This is a genomic window from Paenarthrobacter nicotinovorans, from assembly GCF_007670255.1.
GTDB classification, from domain to species: Bacteria; Actinomycetota; Actinomycetes; order Actinomycetales; family Micrococcaceae; genus Arthrobacter; species Arthrobacter nicotinovorans_B.
In genome coordinates this window covers 62,988-83,513 of the sequence record NZ_SZVS01000005.1, presented here as the reverse complement: position 1 = coordinate 83,513, position 20,526 = coordinate 62,988, and the positions used below count along the sequence as shown (strand labels likewise).

Genomic DNA, 20,526 nt, shown 5'->3' with positions numbered 1-20,526 from the left:
CCGCAACGCACCTGCAAGAATGACTTCATGACGGATCTTCCCGGTTCCAGCCTTCCCGACACCACGCCAGTGTCCGAGCCACGCCTCGCCGCCAGCGTCATCCTGCTCCGCGATACCCCATCCGGGCTCGAAGTGTTCGTCCAGCACCGGGTCAGCACCATGGACTTCGCGGCGGGAATGGTGGTGTTCCCGGGCGGCCGGGTGGATGCCGCGGATCAAGCCGGATGGGATTACCCGGCGGAACTTCTCCACAGCCACGCTGCCGCCTGGGGGCAGAGTTCGATTTCCTCGGATCCAGCCCAGGCACAGAAGGCCGCTGGGACCGTCCTTGCTGCAGCAATCCGCGAAGTCCAGGAAGAAGCGGGGCTGGCCATAGAGGCCGCAGCCCTGCGTCCGTGGGCCAACTGGATCACTCCCGTGGACATGCCCAAGCGTTTCGACACCTACTTCTACCTCGCCAAGCCCGTCCCGGAAGCACAGCCACGCCACCAGACCACGGAAGCCTGGCAATCACTGTGGATGCCTGTCAGCGGAATCTTGGCTTCCGAAGCAGAAGGCAGACTTAAGTTGATGCCGCCCACGTATTACCTGCTCAAGGAACTCGCGGCTTTCGACTCCGTGGACGCCGTTTGGTCGGCCGAGCACCCAGTGATCCCGGTGCTGGCGCCGGTCGGTTCCTTGACTGCGTTTCTCAAGGAAAGGGAGAGCCGCAGGTAGCCTGCCGTACAGCTAGGCTGGGGGCATGAACCTCTTCTTCAAGCTGTTGGGCACGGGGATTAGCCTCGGCGCAGGCTTTGTCGGTACCAAACTCGTCAACAAAGGCTGGGAAAAGGCCACGGGCAGCAAGCCGCCCACAGGCCACGACGACATGGAAACGAGCCTTCGTTCGGCCCTGACGTTTGCGTTGGTTTCCGCCTTCGTGAGCACGCTGATCCAAGTCCTCACCAGCCGGGGCACGCAGCGGGCCATTGCCCGTTTCGCGAAGTCGCAGGACATCGTCTAAGCAGGAGAAGCAACGCGGGGTCACTTATGGCCCATAAATCCCCTGGGGATGGGCCATAAGTGACCCCGCGTTGCCTTAGGGCTCCAGGGGCTCTTGGCCGGCGGCAGCCCTTTGGACCACGGCTTCGAGTTCATCCTTGGTGAGCTTCTCGCGGTGTCCGTGCTTGGTCCTGTACGCCGAACGTCCCACCATATGTGCGGAGACCGGCGCCGTGAGGAGCTGGAAGATCCACGCCACCAGCAGGACCGGCCAGACCCACCAGGTCCGCATCTGCAAGCCGATTGCCGAGAGCATCAGGAACAGTCCGAGCACCTGCGGCTTGGTGGCGGCGTGCATGCGGCTCATAAGCTCCGGAAACCGCAGCAGGCCGATCGCAGCACCGAGCGACATCAGCGCACCGACAATCAGGAACACGACGGTAACGGCGTCGATGACGACGTCCACGCCGGAGGCATCAGGATTCATTGCTGTGTTCCCTCCTCTCGGCCACAAAGCGGGCAACCGTTACCGAGCCGATGAACCCGATGATCGCAAGTGCCACCAGGAGCATCAGGTTGTTCAGGTGCCGGTTCACTGCCATGTCCACGGCGAGGGCTGCACCCACGATGGCCAGCAGGACATCGGAGGCGAGGACGCGGTCCAGCAGGGACGGACCGATCGCGATGCGGATGATTGCACCTGCAGCTGCGAGGCTGAGGATCACCGCCGTAGCAACCAAGACAAATTCCTTCACAGCGCTGCCCCTTCCAGGCCGGCCCGGGGTTCCGCTTTCAGCGCCTCGACCTCTTCCCGGGTACCCATGATGCGGATCAGCCCGGCCTCGATGTTCTGGGTTTCGTGGCGTATTTTCGCGATGTCCGCTTCCCCGTCAATGTTGAGTGCGTGCAGGTACAGGGTGGACGTCGAACGGTCCACCTCCACAACCAGGGACCCGGGGATCAGCGATATGACGTGGCCGGTCGCAGTCACCATGAGGTCCGAATGGCTCCGCAAGGGAACAGCGACGACGGCGCTGCGCACCTTGGGCCCTTTGACCACAGCCAGGTACAGGACCACGAAGCTCGCTGCCACCACTTTCGCGAGGAAGACCACGGCGAACGGAATGGCGCGCAGGACATTGAACCTGCCGCTGAGCTCCACGGGCGGGAGGTAAAAGAACTTGGCAACCAGCACGGCGATCAGCGCGCCGAAGAGCAGGTTTCCGGGGCTGAAGTCCCGCCACAGCGCACCCCACACGATGACCAACCAGATGAGCAGAGGCAGTTCCGTGCGGAACGAGGTCGGTTTGCGGCTCATTTGGCACCACTGTTCTGAGGCAGGGGCGGCACCTCAACGGCGTCGCCCAGCACGGAATGGATGTAGGCCGAGCGGTCCAACATGATTTCAGCCGAACCGTCCGCGATCTGGAAGAGAGGGCCGGCGAAGACCGTCAACGCCACACCGAACACCACCAACGCTGCCGTGGAACCCACCATGGTGCGCGGCAGCACTCCGACGTTACCGGGGGTCAGCAGCACGGGGTCCGGGTACTCGGCGTCTTCGGGTTTGCGCCAGAAAGCCCTGTTCCAAACCCTTGCGATGGCCAGCAGGGTCAGGAGGCTGGTGACCACGCCGCCCACAACCAGCACGATCGCCAACGGTGTGCCGAGTTCCACGCCCGCCTGCAGGAGGCCAAGCTTTCCAAGGAACCCGGAGAACGGTGGAATACCTGCCAGGTTCATGGCCGGTACGAAGAACAGCAACGCCAGCAAAGGCGAGAGCTTGGCCAGGCCACCCAGCCGGTCAATTGATGAACTGCCGCCACGACGTTCAATCAGGCCCGTCACCAGGAACAGGCTGGTCTGTACGGTGATGTGGTGTGCCACGTAGAACACAGCCGCGCCCAGGCCGGACACCGAGCTGATGGCCAGCCCGAACACCATGTACCCGATATGGCTGACCAGGGTGAAGGACAGCAGACGTTTGATGTCGCTCTGGGCCAAGGCACCCAGAATGCCCACCACCATGGTCAGCAGCGCCACCACCATCAAGGGGACGTTGAGGGTGTCTCCGGGGAACAGGAGGGTTTCAGTCCGGACCATCGCATAGACGCCCACCTTGGTCAGCAAGCCTGCGAACACCGCTGTAACGGGGGCCGGGGCCGTGGGATAGGAGTCGGGAAGCCAGAACGACAAGGGGAAGACAGCCGCCTTGATACCGAACGCCACCAGGAGCATCACGTGCAGCAAGTTCTGCGTGCCCGGGTCCAGTTCAGCCAGCTTAACCGCCAGGTCCGCCATCGTAATGGTCCCTGTGGCCCCGTAAATCATGGCAATGGCAATGAGGAAGAGGACGGACGACACTACAGAGACCACCACGTACGTGACACCGGCACGGATGCGCGGACCGGTGCCGCCCAGGGTCATGAGCACATAGCTTGCGGTCAGCAGGATCTCGAAGCCGACGTAAAGGTTGAAGAGGTCACCTGTGAGGAAGGCATTGGAGACGCCCGCCACCAGGATGAGGTACGTGGGGTGGAAGATCGAAACGGGCGCTTCCTGGTCGCCGTCGGCCATGCCCTGGCCCGTCGCGTAGATCAAAACCGCCAGGCTCACCACGGACGAAACCACCAGCATGAGCGAAGAGAACTGGTCTACGACCAGCACCACGCCCCAAGGCGGCAGCCAGCCACCCAAAGTGACGGAGGTGGTGCCGCCGCTCCAAACGGAGAACAGCAGGAGGCATTCCAGGAGCAAGGTGCTGCTGAGGATGCCGATGCTGACTACCCGCTGGGCAGTCTGGTGCCGGATCAGCAGGAACGCCAGCGCGGCGCCCAGGATGGGGAGGAGGACGGCCAGCGGTGACAGGTTTGCGAGGTTCACGCGCTGCCCCCTTCCTGCCTTGTCGAAGAACTGGGTGTTTCCGTGGCTTCCGGGTGGAACCGGTCTGACGGACTGGACGGGGTGACCGCGAACTCCGAGGTCTCCAACGGCACGATGGCGTCGTCTTCGGCGTCGAAGCTGGGGGTTTTTGCCACGCGGACGTCTTCGAGGTCGTCCTGGATTTCGTCCTGGCGGGCAAGGACCCAGGTGCGGTAAATGATGCCGAGCATGAATGCTGTCACGGCGAAGGAGATGACGATCGACGTGAGGATCAGTGCTTGCGGGAGGGGGTCGTTGTAGGAATCCGGGCTTGTTTCCTTGCTGAAGAAGGGAGCCAGCCCGGCGTACCCTCCGGTGCTCAGGATGAGGATGTTGGTGGCGTTGGCCAGCAACATCAGCCCCAGCAGCACACGCGTGAGGCTGCGTTCAAGGATGAGGTAGATGCCGCAGGCGTAGAGAACGCCCATGACGATCAGCAGGGTCAGGTTGATGCTCATGCGGTACCTTTCCCGGAGGCGGAAGATTCGGCGGCGGTCTGGACCCACGCGGCTTGCTCGGCTTGCTCAGCCTGTTCTGCGGCGTCTTCCGCCGTCAGGGGCGCGCCTTGGCCTTCAAAATGCTCGTCGATTTCCGCACCGAGGCTGCGGAGGACATCCAGCGCCAGCCCCACCACCACGATGTACACGCCGATATCGAAAATCGTGGACGTGACGAACTTGACGTCACCGAAGACGGGCAGCCAGAACTCGATGATGGCGCTCTGGAACACCTGCCCGCCAAGGAACAACGGGACGACCCCGGAGGCTGCCGCCGTCGCGAGTCCCGTTCCCAAGAGTGTTCCGGCACTGACTGTCGCTGCCTCGCTCAACTCAAACCGCCCGCCCGCCAGGTAGCGGATGGTCAGGGCAAGCCCCGCGGTGAGACCACCAGCGAACCCTCCGCCGGGCAGGTTGTGACCCGCCAGGAGGAGGTAGATGGAGAAGACGATCAGCGAATGGAAGATGAGCCTGGTGACGACTTCGAAGATGATCGAACGCCGTTCGGGTGCCAACGTCCGGCCCGCTACCAGCCACGCGTCACGGGTGACCGCCGAGAACTTCCGGGCGACGGCCAGCGTGGCGCTCGCCCGGGAATCACGCTCGACGCCGGTGCGGCGCCCCACGCTGCCTTCCGGCACGGCTTCGGACGTTTTGATGCGGTCGCCACGGCTTCGGACGAAGATCAGGCTCGCCACGCCTGTGGCGGCGATCGCCAACACGGAAATCTCGCCGAAAGTGTCCCAGGCGCGGATATCCACGAGGGTCACGTTGACTACGTTCAAGCCGCCGCCGCCTTCATAGGCCAGGCGCGGGAAGTCGAGGGACACCGGGGTGGCCACACGGGCGCCCATCGCGTAGATCGCCACGAAGATCATGGTGATGCCAAACGCTGCCCCGATGATGACGCGGATGACCCTGAGCCGTCCGCCGGTCCTGTCCCGCAGCTCAGCAGGCAGGCTGCGCATGGCAAGGACGAAGGCCACCAGCACAATGGTTTCCACCAGCATCTGTGTCAGGGCCAGGTCCGGTGCACCCTGCAGCGCGAACATGAGGGCGATGCCGTACCCGGTGACCGACACCATCAGCACGGCGAGGAATCGCTTGTTGGCCCGGACCGCGGCCAGGGCTCCCACCACGATTCCCACGCCCAGAACCATCTGCAGCGGCGAGTTCGGGTCGACGAGGTAGATCCCCTCAGGCAACGGTTTGTTGGCCATCACGATGGCAGCCAAGGGAACAGCGAAAGCGACAGTAAGGATCACTGCCAGGTAGAAGTACAGCGAACCCCGCTGGGTGCGGCCGGTGACCCAGACCGCAACATCATCCAGCGCGCCAATGGTGTTCTGGTACGCACGGTCGCCGTCGACCCAATCGGGGACCAGGCCCTGGAGGCGGGCAACGACGTTGCGGCCGTAGAACATCGCCGCGCCCAGCACGAACGTTATCGCTGTCAGGCCCAGCGCGGGCGTCAAGCCGTGCCACAACGCCAGGTGTCCGGCGTCGACGGCGTCAGGTCCGGTGGCGAACAACGCAGCGTAAGGCTGGATCCAGGTATCCACCGGCGCAGGCCAGACCCCGTACACGATGCTGAGCAGGCTGAGGATCGCCGGGGCAGCAAGGAACGAGGGCTTGATGGGTTTGAACGGAGTGGGCTCCACGCCCGGTTTGATTGCGAACGCTCCCCACATGAAACGGGCACTGTAAGCGAACGTGAGGATGGAGCCGATGACCAGGCCCACCAGGATCCAGATCCCCAAAGCGCCCTCCTCGCCTGTTCCGTACTGGACGAAGGCCTCAAAGACCGATTCCTTGGCGACGAACCCGGCCAGCGGCGGCACACCGGCCATCGACGCGGCGGCAATCGCCGCAACCACGCCCAGCGCGCGCGACGATCGGAAGACGCCCGAGAGCTTACGGGTATCGCGCGTGCCGGACTGGTGGTCGATGATCCCCACCACCAGGAACAGCGTGGCTTTGAACAAGCCGTGCGCCAGCAGCAAGCCCAGACCGGCCAAGGCGGCGTCGGGCCGGCCGAGTCCCACCACCATGGTGAGGAAGCCGAGTTGGCTCACGGTGCCGTAAGCGAGGATGAGTTTGATGTCCGTCTGCCGCAGCGCACGGTAGCCACCGATGATCATGGTGGCCAGGCCAAGGCCGAGGACCAACGGCAGCCAGAACTCCGAGGACGCGAAGCCCGGCGCCAGGCGGGCCACGATGTAGATGCCCGCCTTCACCATGGCAGCCGCGTGCAAGTAGGCGCTGACCGGCGTCGGGGCCGCCATCGCTCCCGGCAGCCAGAAGTGGAAGGGGACGAGCGCCGATTTGGTGATGGCGCCCACAAGGACCAGGACGACGGCGGCGTCCACCGCGCCCTGCATAGGTCCAGTCAGGAGCGACCCGGCTTGGTCGAGGATGGCGGAGACGCGGTAAGTTCCGGCGGCCTGGCCCAGGATGATCAAGCCCACGAGCATCGCCAGACCACCCGCAGTGGTGACCATCAGTGCCTGCAGGGCAGACCGTCGCGCCGCCAGACGGGTGCGGGCATAGCCGATCAGGAGGTACGACAGGATGGTGGTGAGCTCCCAGAAGATGAAGAGCATCAGGAGGTCATCGGAGGTAACCAATCCGAACATGGCACCGGCGAAAGCCAGCAGCTGGGCGCCGAAGCCGCCCAGGCCGGAATCCTTGTTTTTGAAGTACCGGGCGCAGTAGACCAGCACCAGCGAACCCACTCCCAGGATGAGCAGCGACATGACCCACGCCAGGGGGTCCATGCGGAACGCGAGTTCCAGGTGCAAACTGGGAATCCAAGGCAGGACTTCTTCTATGCCCTCCCCGGAATATGCGGAGTTGTACTGAAGGACCAGCCAAATGAAGGCGGCCGCGGGGACGGCGGCCAGAACGTAGAACGCATTCCTGCGCAGCGCGCGGAAGATCAAGGGCGCCACAGTTGCCGCTGCAAAGGTGATGGCGAGAACTGTGATCACTGTTTTCTCCGCAAAGTCAGAAAAGAATTGTCAAAAGTTGGAGCAGGCGGTCATACGTTGGGTTCAGTCCATCCAGTTTATCAAGGGGGAAGGACACTTTTAGGCCACTGTCCCCGCCCCAAGCGCCCGACGACTGCTGATGTCCACATAGCGGTCTGTCATCCACGCGCAGTCCATTCCGCCCGGATAGCATTCACACTATGAACGCGGCCGCAGTTCCCGAAGCCTCCAACCCGACATCCGAGCTTGCCTCTGGTCCGGTCACCTCCAAGAAGGGACAAATCCTTGCGTGGGCGTCCTGGGATTGGGGATCGGCAGCCTTCAACGCCGTCATGACGACGTTCGTCTTCACGGTGTACCTCACTTCCAATGCGTTCGGCGGAGAAGATGCGGCCTCGGCCGCATTGGGCGCCGCCCTTGCCGTCGCAGGCCTGGCCATAGCGCTGCTCGCGCCGGTCACGGGCCAACGTTCCGATGCCGGCGGGAGGCGGAAGCTATGGCTTGGCGTCAACACGGCCGCCACAGCACTGCTCACCGGGCTGTGCTTCTTCGTCTTCCCGCGGCCCGAGTTCCTGCTCCTCGGAGTCTGCCTGATCGCACTGGGCAACGTGTTTTTCGAGTTCGCCGGGGTCAACTACAACGCCATGCTGGCCCAGATCTCCACACCCCGCAACATCGGAAAAATCAGCGGCTTCGGCTGGGGAATGGGCTATTTGGGCGGGATCGTCGCGCTCCTGCTGGTACTGCAACTTTTTGTCCAGCCTTCGTTCGACTGGTTTGGGGCGTCCACCGAGGATTCGCTCAACATCCGGCTGGTCGCCGTCTTCTCCGCCCTGTGGTTCTTCATCTTTGCCCTCCCCGTGATGTTTGCCGTCCCTGAGGTCTCCGTGAAGAAGGACACGGCGGCGCTGGGCTTCGTCGACTCCTACAAATTGCTGATCCGCCGCATCGGAGCCATCTACAGGACCAGCCCGCACACCATCTACTTCCTGCTGTCCAGCGCCATCTTCCGTGATGGCCTCGCCGCGGTCTTCACCTTCGGCGGGGTGATTGCCGCAGGGACCTTCGGTTTTGAGCTCAAGGAAGTCATCTTCTTCGCCATCTTCGGCAACGTAGTCGCCGCCGTTGGCGCAATCATCGGCGGCTTCCTGGACGACAGGATCGGACCCAAAGCAGTCATCGTGTTGTCCTTGATCGGCCTGCTGACCGCGGGAACCTTCATCCTGGTCCTGGGCAACGGTGATTACGTCTTCTTCGGCAGCCCCTGGCCGGGCAGTTCCACCTTCTGGGTCTTCGGCCTTCTCCTGTGCTTGTTCGTCGGACCCGCGCAGTCCTCGTCCCGGGCCTACCTCGCCAGGCTTGCCCCTGCAGGTGAGTCCGGCGAGTTGTTCGGTCTTTACGCCACTACGGGGCGGGCCGTCAGTTTCCTGGCCCCCACCCTGTTCACGCTCTGCATTGCCATCGCCTCTCCCCTCGTCCCGGCCGGGGAAGCCCAGCGCTGGGGCATCCTGGGGATCATGGTGGTGCTCCTGGCGGGCCTGCTGGTGATCCTTCCCGTAAAGCCGCCAGCCAAGGTGGAAATAGCCGTAATACCAGAGCGTTAACTACATAGGACCTGTCGAACGTCAACAACGTACCGGACCGGTTCAACAGAGTTTAGGGTGGAGCTATGAACGTGGATGAGACCGAACTTCCGGGCCTTGGCATCCGGAAGGACTTCGTGACGGCATCAGGCCGCCGTATTGGGGTGGTGGAACTGCGCGAGGGCGAAACGGAGCTTTTCGTCTCAACGTGGGATGACCCGGATACGTGCCAGGCCTCCATTCCGTTGACAGCTGACGAGGCCTCGACCCTCGGGAACCTGCTGGGCGGGCAGCACATTGCCATGCGCCTGGCCGAAGCACACCGCGAAGTCCCGGGCATCGTCACACGCCAGTTCTCCATCACCGCTGATTCCCCGTTCGTCAACCAGGCCATGGGGAAGGCCCAAATCCGCACACGCAGCGGTGTCTCCATCGTGGCGATCATGCGCGAAGGTGAGGTTGTCCCCTCGCCGGCACCCGACGTCGTTCTTCACACCGGCGATCTGCTCGTAGCGGTCGGCACCCAGGAAGGACTTGACTCGGCAGCCGACATCCTCCGCAACGGCTGACCGGAATGGATCCGCTCGCATTAGCCCTCGTTGAACTGGGGGCCGTCGTGTTCTGCCTCGGCCTCCTGGCTCGATTAGCGGGCCGAATCGGCATGTCGCCCATCCCCCTCTACCTTGTCGGCGGGTTGGCATTCGGTGCCGGCGGGTTCGTCAAGCTTGACGGCATGCACGAGTTCGCGCATCTCTCCGGCGAGATCGGCGTCATTCTCCTTCTGCTTATGCTCGGATTGGAATATACGGCGTCGGAGCTGGTCACGGGGCTTCGCCGCTCGTGGCAGGCGGGCGTCATGGACTTTGTCCTTAACTTCCTGCCCGGCGCGGGATTGGCCGTTCTGCTTGGTTGGGGGCTGGTCGGCGCGATCGTCATGGGCGGCGTTACCTACATCTCGTCATCGGGCATCGCTGCCAAGGTCATCACCGACCTTGGCCGCATCGGCAACCGTGAAACGCCGGTCGTGCTGTCGATCCTGGTATTCGAAGACCTGGCCATGGCTATCTACTTGCCCATCCTGACCGCGATCCTGGCGGGCGTAGGATTCCTGGGCGGGTTGCAGACAGTGGGCATCGCCCTGGCCGTAGTCACGGTGGTGCTGGTCATCGCCCTCAAGTACGGTCAGCGCGTCTCCCAAGCCATCCACAGCGAGAACTCCGAAGTCTTCCTGCTCAATGTCTTGGGCCTTGCGCTGCTGGTGGCAGGCATTGCCTCGGCCCTTCAGGTCTCCGCCGCTGTGGGAGCATTCATGTTGGGCATCGCCATTTCCGGCGCGACAGCCCACACCGCCACCCGCATTCTGGAACCACTGCGGGACTTGTTTGCTGCGATCTTCTTCGTGGCTTTCGGGCTCAACACCGACCCCACCTCGATTCCGCCGGTTCTGGGCTGGGCCCTGCTGCTGGCCGTACTCACCGCCGCCACCAAGATGCTCACGGGAATCTGGGCGGCCAAGAGGGCCGGCATTGCGATGCCCGGCCGGTTCCGCGCCGGGGCGGCACTGATTGCCCGTGGTGAGTTCTCCATTGTCATCGCCGGTCTGGCCGTGGCTTCCGGAACTGTTCCGCACGAACTCGCGGCGCTGGCCACGGCCTACGTCCTCCTCATGGCCATCCTTGGCCCGCTGGCGGCCCGTTTCGTGGAGCCCGCGGTCAAGGCCCTCCGGAGAACCCCCAAAGCCCCGCCCCGGACCCCGGACCGCGCTCCGGCGTAACGCCGCCTTCACCGAGGGACGACGCCTCAAGCGAAAGAGGCTACATAACGGCCCACAAAGAGGCGAACGCCCACGCCTCGGCGCAAATAGCTAAATGGACGTCCGGTGGAAGTTCAGGTGGCTGCGGCTCGCGGTGGGTCCGCGCTGGCCCTGGTAGCGGTTGCCGTATTCGCCGGAACCGTAGGGGTGCTCAGCAGCGGAAGTGAGCCGGAAGAAGCACAGCTGGCCAATCTTCATGCCCGGCCACAGCTTGATGGGCAACGTGGCCACGTTGGAGAGTTCAAGAGTGACGTGTCCGGAAAATCCGGGATCGATAAAGCCTGCGGTCGAGTGTGTGAGCAGCCCCAAACGGCCCAGGGAGGACTTGCCCTCCAGCCGGGCGGCAATGTCATCGGGCAAGCTCACGGTTTCATACGTGGAGCCCAGCACGAATTCCCCGGGATGCAGGATGAAAGGCTCATCGCCTTCCACTTCCACCAGGCGGGTCAGCTCGGGCTGCTCTTCTGCCGGGTCGATGTGGGCATATTTGTGGTTGTCAAAAAGCCGGAAGAACCGGTCAATACGTACATCCACCGAAGACGGCTGCACCATCGCGGGATCGTACGGCTCAAGAACAATCCGTTGGGAGTCGATTTCGGCACGTATGTCGCGGTCAGAGATCAGCACGTCATCAAAAATACCCCATCGGCCAAATACCCCACGCATTGTTCCGGCCGCCCCATGGGACTATAGTTCCCGGACATGTAAAGCCGCGCCCGTACTTGGGGGCAACGAGCAACCGCGGGGTAATTGTGAACAAACTGGCAGCGCCTGCCGCTCTTGTGCTGGCTGGCGCACTGGCACTTTGCATGGCCGCGTCCAGCCAGATCCTGCCGGCGACGGAGGCGGCACCTGGCGCCAGCGCCACTCCGTCATCCAGCGTCCCTTCCGGCCTGGCGGTCCCTGAAGAAAGCCCGACGGCGGCTCCCTCACCTTCGGCGGTGGGTCCGGCCGGGGGCGGGTCTTCCAGTACCGAGCCCACAACAGAGCCGCCCGCGCAAACACCCTCGGTTCGCGAAAGCGGTCCGGTCGCAGTAGATCCGGTGTTTGAGACACCTCCGCCTGTGCCGAACATTGGGCCATCATGGGGGCCGGATAATCCGTCAGATCCCACTCCCTCCGCTACGCCCACCTCTCCCCAGCCGACAGAGGCTCAACCAGCTCCCCAGCAGAGCGCCGGTAGTGTTTCCCCCGGCTCGACGCCGACAGCGGAGGCCGCCGGTCCGGCGCCCGCGCAGCCTACACTGACCGCCGAGCCCACACCCACTCAGAACGCGACGCCCACCGCGACGCCAACCCCAACCCCGACGGCAACAGCAACGGAACCAAGCCAAACACCGGCACCCAGCCAGACGCCGTCGCCGGTAACCACCCCAACGGGCGCCGCCCCGGAAAACCCAGCCGCTCCGGAGAATCCAACCGCCCCGGAAAGCCCGGCAGCCCCCAGCACCGACTCCGCCACGCCTTTCCCCGGCAAAGCCCCCCAGCACGATCCGCAGCTCGAGGACGGAGCCCTGGCGCTCCTGCCGGATAACAACAGTGCCGCGATCCTGACGGTGTTCAACGCGATCAACAGTTACCGGGCATCGTTGGGCCTGGCACCGGTGAAGTACCACGCAACAGTGGCAAGCCTGGCCCAGGAGTGGTCCAACAACATTGCAACGCGTGAAGTGATCCAGCACCGCCCCAACTTCTGGACCGACCCCCGCGCGATGAACCCGAACAATGGGGCGGGCGAGGTCATTGCTGTGCGTTGGGACCGCGACGCCGCGCAGCTTGTGGAGTGGTGGAAGGGCTCACCGGGCCACGATGCTTTGTTGCGGGATCCCCGGTTCAACGTCATGGGCATCGGCATCACGTACACGGACGGCAACTGGCAGACGACCCCCAACCGCTACACCCTTTGGGGCGTGGTCAACTTCTTCGGCTACACGACGCTGCCAGCGGGGACCACCACCAGCCCCGGCGGAACGGTCACACCGCCGACTGATCCCGTGGCTGTCTGTGAACCCGGATCGAAGCATCAGCCACCAACGGTCGACTTGGGTGCGGCCTCGATCAGCAGCGCCGCCGATCTTGTGTCCATCGCAGGTGACGGTTCCGTGGTGGCGTATCCATCGTGGGGCAACGGCAGGTTTGGTCCGGGCAAGCGGATCGGGGCCGGATTCGTGGGCCTCAAGGATCTCTTTGTAACGGACTGGGACCGCGACGGTGTCTTCGACCTTCTGTATCAACGCCTTGACGGTGCGCTGCTGGTCTATCCCGGGCTTCAAAGCGGCGGGTTCAAGGATCCTGTGGTGTTGGGCCAAGGGTGGGGAACCCTGAACATTTCCGTAGGGACGTGGTGCGCCAACAACAGGCTGCCCCAGATCGTCGCCATGGACAAGGGCGGCAACTTGTACCTGTACAAGAACACAGGGTTGAGCTACATCCGCAGCCAGGCAGCGATCGGAACCGGCAACCCCTCCGTCCGGGTGACCATGGTGGACTACAACGCCGACGGCTTCGAGGACCTGCTCAGTACCGAGCCCAACGGGACCCTCCGGCTGTACCGGGGCAGCGGTTTGGGCACGCCCAAGCAGGAGTCCCGGCCGGTGGTGGGAAGCGCGTGGACGGATTACATCGGGTTGAGGGCGTTGAGCGGCCTCACGGGTCCCGACTCCGTTGGCGTGGCCGGCCTGGACCGCAATGGCATGGTGGAGTACTGGGACCTCACCTCGGGTCGCCTCACCACCCCCGTGACCATCGGCAACGGCTGGGGTGGCCTGAGGTTCGCCAGCTAGGAGCTGGCCTCGATGGCGGTCTTGAGCCGTTCCAGCTGTCCGACTTCGTCTTCCAGCGCCTTCTGGATCATCCCGTTCATGAGCTTCCGCAGCCCTTTGGGGTGGTACTCCAGCGCGAAGCGGAGCCGGGTAGTGGCGCCTTCGGTACTGAGGTAGTAGCCGCCTGTTGGGCGGGCGGGTCCAGCGACGACGGCGTACCGGACTTCCGCTCCAGGGCGGGCCTCGGTGATGGTGAAGTCCGCTGCGATGGGCCGGCCACCGGGTCCTGCCACCGTCTGCTGGTACAACGCGCCTTTCTGGCCACGGATGCCCGAACGCAGCGCGATGCTGCGCACGTCCGGACGCCAGAGCGAGTTGTTCATGCCGTCCATAAGGAAACCGTAAACGGTCATGGCGTCCCGACTGATCACCACTTCATTGGCTGCGAATGCCACGGAAAACCCACTTTCGGCCTACGGTTCAAATGTCGTAGCCGGGTTCCCCATACACTGCAGCTAACACCTTCAGAATAGTCAGCGCGGCGCCGACCGCGACACACGACCACCGAGCCTTGATCGAATGGTTACCTGATGACTTTTTAGCGCACACTGCTGACACGCGCCGCCGTGCCGGGTAGAGTCCTGCCGCTGGAGAAAAACCGACTGGGGGCGACATGCGGGTTCAGGATCAAGCAGGAACACCGAAGAATGGCCGACGCCGGTTGGCGGCTTGCGCTGCCTTCCTCGCCACCGTCCTGGCCGGCGGCCTCGCTGCCGCGGCCCCCGCAACAGCCGGCAACGCAACAGCGGCACCGGCCACCTCAACCACCGCCGCCAGCCCCGCCAAGGCAACTGCCGCCGTCGTGAATGCGCTGGTGCCGTCGGCGGCCAATCCTCTTCCGGCGCTCGACCCCGTGGGCGATCCTGCCAACCAGTCTGTTCTGGTGAACAAGGCCCGACCACTGAACCCGGTGACCTACGCACCGGGTGACCTGGTGAACGCCCGTGGTTCGGGCCAATATCTGCGGGCCCAGGCGGCGGCCTGGCTGAACGGGCTGTTCCAAGGCGCCGCCGATGCCGGTACGGGTGGGCTGGCAGTGGTGAGCGGTTACCGTTCCTACGCGCAGCAGCAACAGGTTTATGCCTATTACGTCAGCCTGTATGGCCAGGCCCAAGCAGACCTGATCTCGGCCCGGCCCGGCTACAGCGAGCACCAAACGGGGTTGGCGGTGGACGTCGGCAACGCCAACGGTTCCTGCGGGCTCAGCACCTGCTTTGGCGACACTGCCGCGGGTATGTGGGTGGCGGCGAATGCGTACAAATATGGCTTCATCATCCGCTACCCCAACGGCTACACGAACATCACGGGGTACAGCTATGAGCCGTGGCACCTGCGCTACGTCGGTGTGGACCTGGCAACCGACATGAAGCGCCGGGGCTTTGCCACTCTGGAGCAGTACTTTGCCGGCAACCCAGCCATCTATTCGAGCATCACTTCCGGGGCGGACATCGTCGCCGCGGACGGAGCGGGACGGCTGCTCCGCTACCCGGCGCTGGCCAGCGGTGGCTACGGAGCGCCGGTACAGATCGGTTCCAACTGGACTGGGTTGAAGCAGGCGTTCGTGGTCGATTGGGATTCGGACGGCGTCTACGATCTCCTGGCTCAGTGGAGCAACGGGACCCTGGGTCTGTTCAAGGGCTGGCCCGGCGGGGCTTTCTCCACGCAGATTGTCGTTGGCACCGGCGACTGGGACGCCATGACCATCACAGTCGGGAAGTGGTCCAGCAACCAGGGCTACCCGGGCGTCGTGGGCTACTTCCCTGACGGCGGTCTGCGCTACTACCCCAACACGTCCGGCAGGGCGCTGACGTACCGGGTCGACATCGGGACCGGGTGGGCCGGCATGGGCCTCACCATGGCCGATTGGGACGCGGACGGCGCCAACGACATCCTCGCCACCACCACCTCCGGAATCCTGCTCAGCTACCCGGGCAACGGCGTCGGCGGTTTTAAGGGACTGCCCAGCAGCATCGGATCCGGGTGGGGAACCATGAAAGCCCTTGTCCCAAGCTTCGGTTTGTCGGGCCCGGGAACGCGCAGCATCACCGCTCAAACAGTCGACGGGTACCTGGTGGACTACGGATTGGGCAGTGGCGTATGGGGCGCACAACGGCAGGTGGGCATCGGCTGGAACGGCATGAAACTGTTCAAGTAGGCACCCCGCCGCGTACGTTGGGCCCGGCCGGGAGCGCTTGTCAGGAGGAGTCCCACAACTGCGCTAAGCTAGGACTCGCCCGGTGGATTTCCGCCGGCAGTGCGGGCGTAGCTCAATGGTAGAGCGCTAGCTTCCCAAGCTCGATACGCGGGTTCGATTCCCGTCGCCCGCTCACAGCGAACCCCGGATCCAATGGATCCGGGGTTCTTTTGTTTCCATGCTTGGAGACCAGACGACTGATCCGCCCGGAATCAGGCCGTCTGCGGCTCCTGCACGATCCGAAGGACCCGGCGCCGGTCCCGCAGGTCCACCTTGATGTGCAGCGAGGACTTCCGGGCAAGGACGACGGCGACTACCGCAGCAGCGATGGCCGGCACCCCGCCCGCCACGAGGATGGCCAGCTGCGGACCGAGGTGCTCGGCAAGCCAGCCCATCATGGGACCGCCGATGGCCTGGCCGCCGATGAGCACCACCAGGTAGAGGCTCATGACCCGGCCGCGGATGCTCATATTGGAACTGGTTTGGACCATCTGGTTGGCGGCGGTGAGGAACATCAGGCACCAAAAACCGGAGAGGACCATGGTCGCGCTAAACAACACCATGGATGGCATCACCGATGACAGGCAGAGCATCAGTCCGTACAGACCGGCGGAGAGCACCACCGAGCGCAACCGCAGCTGCCTGCGGCGGGTGGACGCAATGGCACCTGTCAGCGCACCGAGCGCAACCATGGCGTTCAGCAGTCCGTAGCCTCCGGCACCGGCGTCGTACACGTGGTCCGCGAAGGCGGCCAGCAGGACCGGCAGGCTCATGGCGAAAACAGCCACGAATCCGGCCATCAGCCACGGCCAGTAGATGGTCGGCTTGCTGAGCGCGTAGTTGAGGCCTTCGCGCAGCATGCCCTTCTTCCGCGGCGTTGGCTGGCTGAGGTGGAGCTGGTCCTTCCGGAGGATCATCAACATGGCCACGGTGGAGCAGCAGGCCACGGCGTTCCCGGCGAAAGCCCAGCCCGCACCGACGGCGGTCAGCAACCAGCCTGCGAGGGCAGGGCCGATGAGCCCGCCAAGCTGGAACGTGGTGGAGTTGACGCTGATGGCGTTGCGCAGATACGTGGGTCCGACGAGTTCATTGACGAACACCTGCCGGGCGGGCTGGTCAAGGACCGTGACGAAGCCCAGAACCAACGCGATCACGTAGACATGCCAGACCTGCACGGTGTGGGTGAGTGACAGTGTCGCAAGGACGGCCGCAAGCACCGCTGCCGCCGACTGGCAGATGATGAGGATTTTCCGTTTGGCGAAGCGGTCGGCAATCATGCCTCCCCAGGGGCCAAGGAACAGGGACGGCATGAACTGCAGCGCCACGGTAATTCCGACGGCGGTGACGGAACCGGAGAGTTGGAGCACCATCCAGTCTTGGGCGATGCGCTGCATCCAGATGGCGATGACCGCGATGAAGTGGCCGATCGCGAAGATCCTGAAGTTGGGCACCTTCAGGGAAATGAAGGTGTGCCGCCAGGGCAGCTTTTCACTCACGACCGCGAGTGGCTGGGTGACGGTGTCCGGCTGCTTTGTCTCCGGCAGGGGACCAGCGGACAGGGAATCGATGACGGGCTGGCTGACGTGTGCCGCTGAAGGCGGTGGGGGTGCCAAAAGTAGTCCTCGGATGGGAGTTTCGGTGGGATGCGTTTAACGCTAGGGTTGCCAGCAGCAATTGTGGAAGCGTATTGCGCCTATAACTAGCATTGCGGAATGCAATGGGCTCCCGTCCCCCGCGCAGCACCCGTGCCCTGCGCTGACCTGCGCTTTGAGGAGTTCCGTGTTCGAACCTGTCCAGCTCCGCTCCTTCCTCGCCGTCGCGGAAACGCTGAGTTTCACCAAGGCCGCCGAACGGCTTGGACTCGCCCAGCCGACAGTGAGCCAGCACGTCCGGAAGTTGGAAGCAGCCGCCAAGCGGGTTCTCGTTGCCCGCGATACGCGCGAGGTCAGGCTCACCGACAACGGGGACGCCATGGCCGGTTTCGCCCGCAGCATTCTGGCGGCCCACGATTCGGCTGCCCGCTACTTTTCAGGATCGGCCATGCGCGGGCGCCTCCGTTTCGGCACTGCCGACGACCTCGCCATCACGGGCCTGCCACGGATCCTGCGCGAATTCCGGCAGTTGTACCCGCAGATCAACCTTGAACTCACGGTCAGCCAAAGCGACCAACTCTACAAACGGCTCAACGCGGGCCAGCTGGATCTGGTGTTCGTCAAATGGGTGGCCGGGGCCAAGGAGGGAACCGTGGTCCGGCATGACAACTTCGCGTGGGTGGGTGTTGAGCAGACAGTCCTGGAACCCGGCGCTCCTGTCCCCCTGATCGCCTACCCCGCCCCGAGCCTCAGCAGAAAGCTCGCCATTGACGCCTTGGAAGCCGCGGGCCGCACGTGGCGGATCACCTGCAGCACCAAGCAGATCAGCGGTGTCCTGGCCGCAGTGCGGGCCGGCATTGGGGTTGCCGTCATGCCCGCTTCACTCGTTCCGGAGGACTTGAAGGTGATCACCCAGCGGTTCGGCCTGCCGCCGGTGGGCGACGTCGACTTCACGCTGATCCGCAATCCGCTGGCCAACGCGGAGGTCATTGACGCCTTGACCCAGGCCATCATGGGTCGGACGCTGAGCAAGTCGAATTAGCCTTCGAAGGTGTTCGAATGAACGCCGACGCTACCCGGGTAAGCGCATTCCCGCTATCCTGTTCCGATGATCGACCTCACCACCCTGGCTGACCTCACCCCCGGGATCTGTTCCGTTACCCTCCGCTCCTACGGGATAGACGACGTCGTCCGGATTTCGGCTGAAGCAGGCCTGGCAGGGATCGAATGGGGTACGGATGTGCACGTCAGCGACGCCGCGTCCGCCCGCCAGGCGAGGCAGGCGACCACGGAAGCCGGCCTCGCGGTACTCTCGCTCGGCTCGTACTACCGGGCCGGGGCCTTCAGCGATTTCGGGCGGGACCTTGACCTGGCGGAAGCTCTTGGCGCGCCACGCATCCGGATCTGGGCCGGTGAACTGGGGTCGGCGGTGGCCACTGCGGATCATTGGGAAGCCGTGGTCACTGACACCCGGCGCATCGCGGACATCGCCGCAGGACGCGGGATCGCCGTAGCCTTCGAGTACCACGGCAACACCCTCACGGACTCCCCCGCAACGACGCTCGAACTGCTGGACAGGGTGAATCACCGGAACGTGGGCACCTACTGGCAACCCGCCGTCGGGCTTTCAGACCAGCAGGCGCTGGACTCGCTGCACGAGGTCCTCCCGCATGTGGCGGGCGTCCACTGCTTCTCCTGGGGACCGGCGGGCGAGCGATTTCCACTGCGGAACCGGGCCGGACTCTGGCAGACGGTCGCCGATGTCCTGCGCGGCAACGGCAAGGACCTGGACATCATGTTGGAGTTCGTCCAGGACGACCTCCCGAACAACGTGCTCAGCGACGCCGCCTTCCTGCACGCGCTCACCCTGGGCGAGGACTAGGGCGGGGGCACGGCATCGAGTTCGCTGCAACGCTGCGGTTTCGTATGGAAGCTTGCGGTGAAATGGCAGGTTTCCAGCGATCTCGGCACAACCAGGCCTTAGAACTCGGTGCTACGGCGCAGCTGCACGGATCCGCTGACCGGAGGAGTGTCCTGATCGCCGGCTGCGAGGCGCCCAATGTCTTCCAGGGGCAGGTGAACCGTGGACAGGGCGGGGCGGAAGTCACGCAGGGTCTCAATGTCGTCAAAGCCGGCAACAGTGGCATCGCGGGGAATCCACACACCCTCCGGCCGGAGGGCAGCCGCGACCCCGATGGCCATGACATCGTTGACGGCGAAGATGCAGAGCCGTTCTTTCGAGGACTTGATGCGTTCCGCCAGCGCCTGGCCCGCCTCGAAACCTCCGGCACGATTGAACCCGGTGCGGATGACTTCGGCAGCCGGACGGCCGGCGTCGGACAAGCCACGCTGGAAGCCGCGGACGCGGTCGTCTGAGGTGAACAGCCCCTCCGGACCGGCGATGATCACGAATCCGCCGTCATGGTGGGCCGAAAGTTGCTCGGCGAGCCCGGAAGCAAGCTCCTCATTGGGAACCTTCACCACGTGGTAGCCCTCCGAAGCGGCAGCTCCCACGACGGGGTGGCCTACCACGCCCACCTGTCCCCCGTTGCGGCAATATCTATCCAACTCAGCAGCCAGTTCCGCGTTGCCCTGCTGGTCTTCTTCCCGTGCAGAGCGGGACCCTGCGATCACGATGGAGTCGGCGCGGCGTGCGGCGAAGGCAGCTACCGCTTCCTTCTCATCCATGGGAGCTCCGGAGGTGCTGGCCAGCAACACCATGCGGTTCTGCTTTCGGGCGGCCTCCTGGACGCCGCGCGCGATGGCTGAGAAGTAGGGATCCGCGATGTCGTGGACTACCAGTCCGATGAGTCCGGAGCTGGATTTCGCAAGAGCCTGGGCCTGGGCGTTGGGAATGTAGCCGAGCTTGTCGGCGGCCTCCCGGACCCGCTCCGCGATCTCCTCGGCGGGCTTCCGGGACGAGCCGTTCAGAACCCGGGAGGCCGTAGCCAGGGAGACCCCGGCCAGGCGGGCAACTTCACTCAGTGTGCTGGCGGCCAAAGGGGAGACTCCTCTTCTTCAAGCGCCGGGGCTGGCGCTAAGAAAATTATGGCAGTTCCTCGCCAATTCTGGGAAAGCGCTTGCCAAAGGGCATTCCGTGGTGCATCATCAATCTCAGCGGGAATGCGCTTT

19 protein-coding genes and 1 tRNA gene are annotated in these 20,526 nt (G+C 64.2%); 10 read left to right on the top strand and 10 right to left on the bottom strand.

Annotated features, from left to right (window positions below):
- Nucleotides 1-27: 27 nt before the first annotated feature.
- Together FDP28_RS09370 and FDP28_RS09365 are read left to right on the top strand one after the other, a co-directional pair.
- Entirely contained in the window at nt 28-717 is a 690-nt protein-coding gene (locus tag FDP28_RS09370; protein WP_144660961.1) for an NUDIX hydrolase, read from the top strand.
- A gap of 25 nt (nt 718-742) precedes the next feature.
- A complete protein-coding gene (locus FDP28_RS09365) occupies nt 743-1,003 on the top strand; it encodes a DUF4235 domain-containing protein (protein WP_144660958.1) in 261 nt (86 codons plus the stop codon).
- 75 nt (nt 1,004-1,078) lie between these two features.
- On the opposite strand, the gene mnhG is transcribed toward FDP28_RS09365, so the two are convergent.
- From mnhG to FDP28_RS09335, 6 genes are read right to left on the bottom strand one after another with little or no spacing between them, the layout of a single operon-like run.
- A complete protein-coding gene (gene mnhG / locus FDP28_RS09360; protein ID WP_144660955.1) occupies nt 1,079-1,468 on the bottom strand; it encodes a monovalent cation/H(+) antiporter subunit G in 390 nt (129 codons plus the stop codon).
- Nucleotides 1,458-1,736: an MrpF/PhaF family protein gene (locus tag FDP28_RS09355; RefSeq protein WP_144660952.1), complete on the bottom strand. Its 279-nt coding sequence runs from the start codon at nt 1,734-1,736 to the stop codon at nt 1,458-1,460. Before FDP28_RS09355 ends, mnhG begins: the two co-directional genes overlap by 11 nt.
- Nucleotides 1,733-2,299: a Na+/H+ antiporter subunit E gene (locus tag FDP28_RS09350; protein ID WP_144660949.1), complete on the bottom strand. Its 567-nt coding sequence runs from the start codon at nt 2,297-2,299 to the stop codon at nt 1,733-1,735. The genes FDP28_RS09355 and FDP28_RS09350 overlap by 4 nt, the downstream gene beginning before the upstream one ends.
- The gene (locus tag FDP28_RS09345; RefSeq protein ID WP_144660946.1) at nt 2,296-3,864 is read right to left on the bottom strand and encodes a Na+/H+ antiporter subunit D; all 1,569 of its coding nucleotides are present in this window, start codon (nt 3,862-3,864) and stop codon (nt 2,296-2,298) included. Before FDP28_RS09345 ends, FDP28_RS09350 begins: the two co-directional genes overlap by 4 nt.
- The gene (locus FDP28_RS09340) at nt 3,861-4,361 is read right to left on the bottom strand and encodes a Na(+)/H(+) antiporter subunit C (RefSeq protein WP_144660942.1); all 501 of its coding nucleotides are present in this window, start codon (nt 4,359-4,361) and stop codon (nt 3,861-3,863) included. Before FDP28_RS09340 ends, FDP28_RS09345 begins: the two co-directional genes overlap by 4 nt.
- On the bottom strand, nt 4,358-7,390 hold the full coding sequence (locus tag FDP28_RS09335) for a Na+/H+ antiporter subunit A (protein ID WP_144660939.1): 3,033 nt from the start codon (nt 7,388-7,390) through the stop codon (nt 4,358-4,360). Before FDP28_RS09335 ends, FDP28_RS09340 begins: the two co-directional genes overlap by 4 nt.
- A 200-nt stretch (nt 7,391-7,590) precedes the next feature.
- On the opposite strand from FDP28_RS09335, the gene FDP28_RS09330 reads away from it, so the two are divergent.
- The 3 genes from FDP28_RS09330 (at nt 7,591) to FDP28_RS09320 (ending at nt 10,747) form a co-directional block, all read left to right on the top strand.
- Nucleotides 7,591-8,994, top strand: a complete 1,404-nt coding sequence (locus FDP28_RS09330; protein ID WP_144660936.1) for an MFS transporter — start codon at nt 7,591-7,593, stop codon at nt 8,992-8,994.
- Nucleotides 8,995-9,059: 65 nt separating this feature from the next.
- Nucleotides 9,060-9,542, top strand: a complete 483-nt coding sequence (locus FDP28_RS09325; RefSeq protein ID WP_018778177.1) for a cation:proton antiporter regulatory subunit — start codon at nt 9,060-9,062, stop codon at nt 9,540-9,542.
- A gap of 5 nt (nt 9,543-9,547) precedes the next feature.
- Nucleotides 9,548-10,747 carry a cation:proton antiporter gene (locus FDP28_RS09320; RefSeq protein ID WP_144660933.1) on the top strand — a complete coding sequence of 400 codons (1,200 nt, stop codon included), beginning with the start codon at nt 9,548-9,550 and terminating at the stop codon, nt 10,745-10,747.
- A gap of 90 nt (nt 10,748-10,837) precedes the next feature.
- Here FDP28_RS09320 and dcd read toward each other — a convergent pair whose 3' ends face one another.
- A complete protein-coding gene (gene dcd, locus FDP28_RS09315; protein ID WP_021474048.1) occupies nt 10,838-11,413 on the bottom strand; it encodes a dCTP deaminase in 576 nt (191 codons plus the stop codon).
- A gap of 125 nt (nt 11,414-11,538) precedes the next feature.
- Here dcd and FDP28_RS20765 point away from each other — a divergent pair, with 125 nt between their 5' ends.
- The gene (locus FDP28_RS20765; protein WP_260842410.1) at nt 11,539-13,569 is read left to right on the top strand and encodes a CAP domain-containing protein; all 2,031 of its coding nucleotides are present in this window, start codon (nt 11,539-11,541) and stop codon (nt 13,567-13,569) included.
- On the opposite strand, the gene FDP28_RS09305 is transcribed toward FDP28_RS20765, so the two are convergent.
- Nucleotides 13,566-14,003, bottom strand: coding sequence for an SRPBCC family protein (locus tag FDP28_RS09305; protein WP_144660929.1), 438 nt, complete (start codon nt 14,001-14,003; stop codon nt 13,566-13,568). The two genes, FDP28_RS20765 and FDP28_RS09305, sit on opposite strands and share 4 nt — an antisense overlap.
- A gap of 218 nt (nt 14,004-14,221) precedes the next feature.
- Between FDP28_RS09305 and FDP28_RS09300 the strand changes: the two genes are divergently transcribed.
- Together FDP28_RS09300 and FDP28_RS09295 are read left to right on the top strand one after the other, a co-directional pair.
- Complete coding sequence (locus FDP28_RS09300) at nt 14,222-15,763, top strand: M15 family metallopeptidase (protein ID WP_144660926.1); 1,542 nt, start codon at nt 14,222-14,224, stop codon at nt 15,761-15,763.
- Nucleotides 15,764-15,864: 101 nt separating this feature from the next.
- Nucleotides 15,865-15,935, top strand: a tRNA-Gly gene (locus FDP28_RS09295).
- A gap of 79 nt (nt 15,936-16,014) precedes the next feature.
- On the opposite strand, the gene FDP28_RS09290 is transcribed toward FDP28_RS09295, so the two are convergent.
- Nucleotides 16,015-17,415 (bottom strand): MFS transporter, encoded by a 1,401-nt coding sequence (locus FDP28_RS09290; RefSeq protein WP_144660923.1) that lies wholly within the window; start codon nt 17,413-17,415, stop codon nt 16,015-16,017.
- A gap of 166 nt (nt 17,416-17,581) precedes the next feature.
- On the opposite strand from FDP28_RS09290, the gene FDP28_RS09285 reads away from it, so the two are divergent.
- On the top strand, nt 17,582-18,436 hold the full coding sequence (locus tag FDP28_RS09285; RefSeq protein ID WP_144660919.1) for a LysR substrate-binding domain-containing protein: 855 nt from the start codon (nt 17,582-17,584) through the stop codon (nt 18,434-18,436).
- Between the two features lie 66 nt (nt 18,437-18,502).
- On the top strand, nt 18,503-19,276 hold the full coding sequence (locus FDP28_RS09280) for a sugar phosphate isomerase/epimerase family protein (RefSeq protein WP_144660916.1): 774 nt from the start codon (nt 18,503-18,505) through the stop codon (nt 19,274-19,276).
- Between the two features lie 98 nt (nt 19,277-19,374).
- Here FDP28_RS09280 and FDP28_RS09275 read toward each other — a convergent pair whose 3' ends face one another.
- Nucleotides 19,375-20,394: a LacI family DNA-binding transcriptional regulator gene (locus tag FDP28_RS09275; RefSeq protein WP_144660913.1), complete on the bottom strand. Its 1,020-nt coding sequence runs from the start codon at nt 20,392-20,394 to the stop codon at nt 19,375-19,377.
- Nucleotides 20,395-20,526 lie beyond the last annotated feature (132 nt).

Coding starts and splice junctions, on each gene's coding strand:
- FDP28_RS09370 (WP_144660961.1), top strand. CDS start 28: ATGACGGATCTTCCCGGTTCCAGCCTTCCCGACACCACGCCAGTGTCC.
- FDP28_RS09365 (WP_144660958.1), top strand. CDS start 743: ATGAACCTCTTCTTCAAGCTGTTGGGCACGGGGATTAGCCTCGGCGCA.
- mnhG (WP_144660955.1), bottom strand. CDS start 1,468: ATGAATCCTGATGCCTCCGGCGTGGACGTCGTCATCGACGCCGTTACC.
- FDP28_RS09350 (WP_144660949.1), bottom strand. CDS start 2,299: ATGAGCCGCAAACCGACCTCGTTCCGCACGGAACTGCCTCTGCTCATC.
- FDP28_RS09340 (WP_144660942.1), bottom strand. CDS start 4,361: ATGAGCATCAACCTGACCCTGCTGATCGTCATGGGCGTTCTCTACGCC.
- FDP28_RS09330 (WP_144660936.1), top strand. CDS start 7,591: ATGAACGCGGCCGCAGTTCCCGAAGCCTCCAACCCGACATCCGAGCTT.
- FDP28_RS09325 (WP_018778177.1), top strand. CDS start 9,060: ATGAACGTGGATGAGACCGAACTTCCGGGCCTTGGCATCCGGAAGGAC.
- FDP28_RS09320 (WP_144660933.1), top strand. CDS start 9,548: ATGGATCCGCTCGCATTAGCCCTCGTTGAACTGGGGGCCGTCGTGTTC.
- FDP28_RS09300 (WP_144660926.1), top strand. CDS start 14,222: ATGCGGGTTCAGGATCAAGCAGGAACACCGAAGAATGGCCGACGCCGG.
- FDP28_RS09280 (WP_144660916.1), top strand. CDS start 18,503: ATGATCGACCTCACCACCCTGGCTGACCTCACCCCCGGGATCTGTTCC.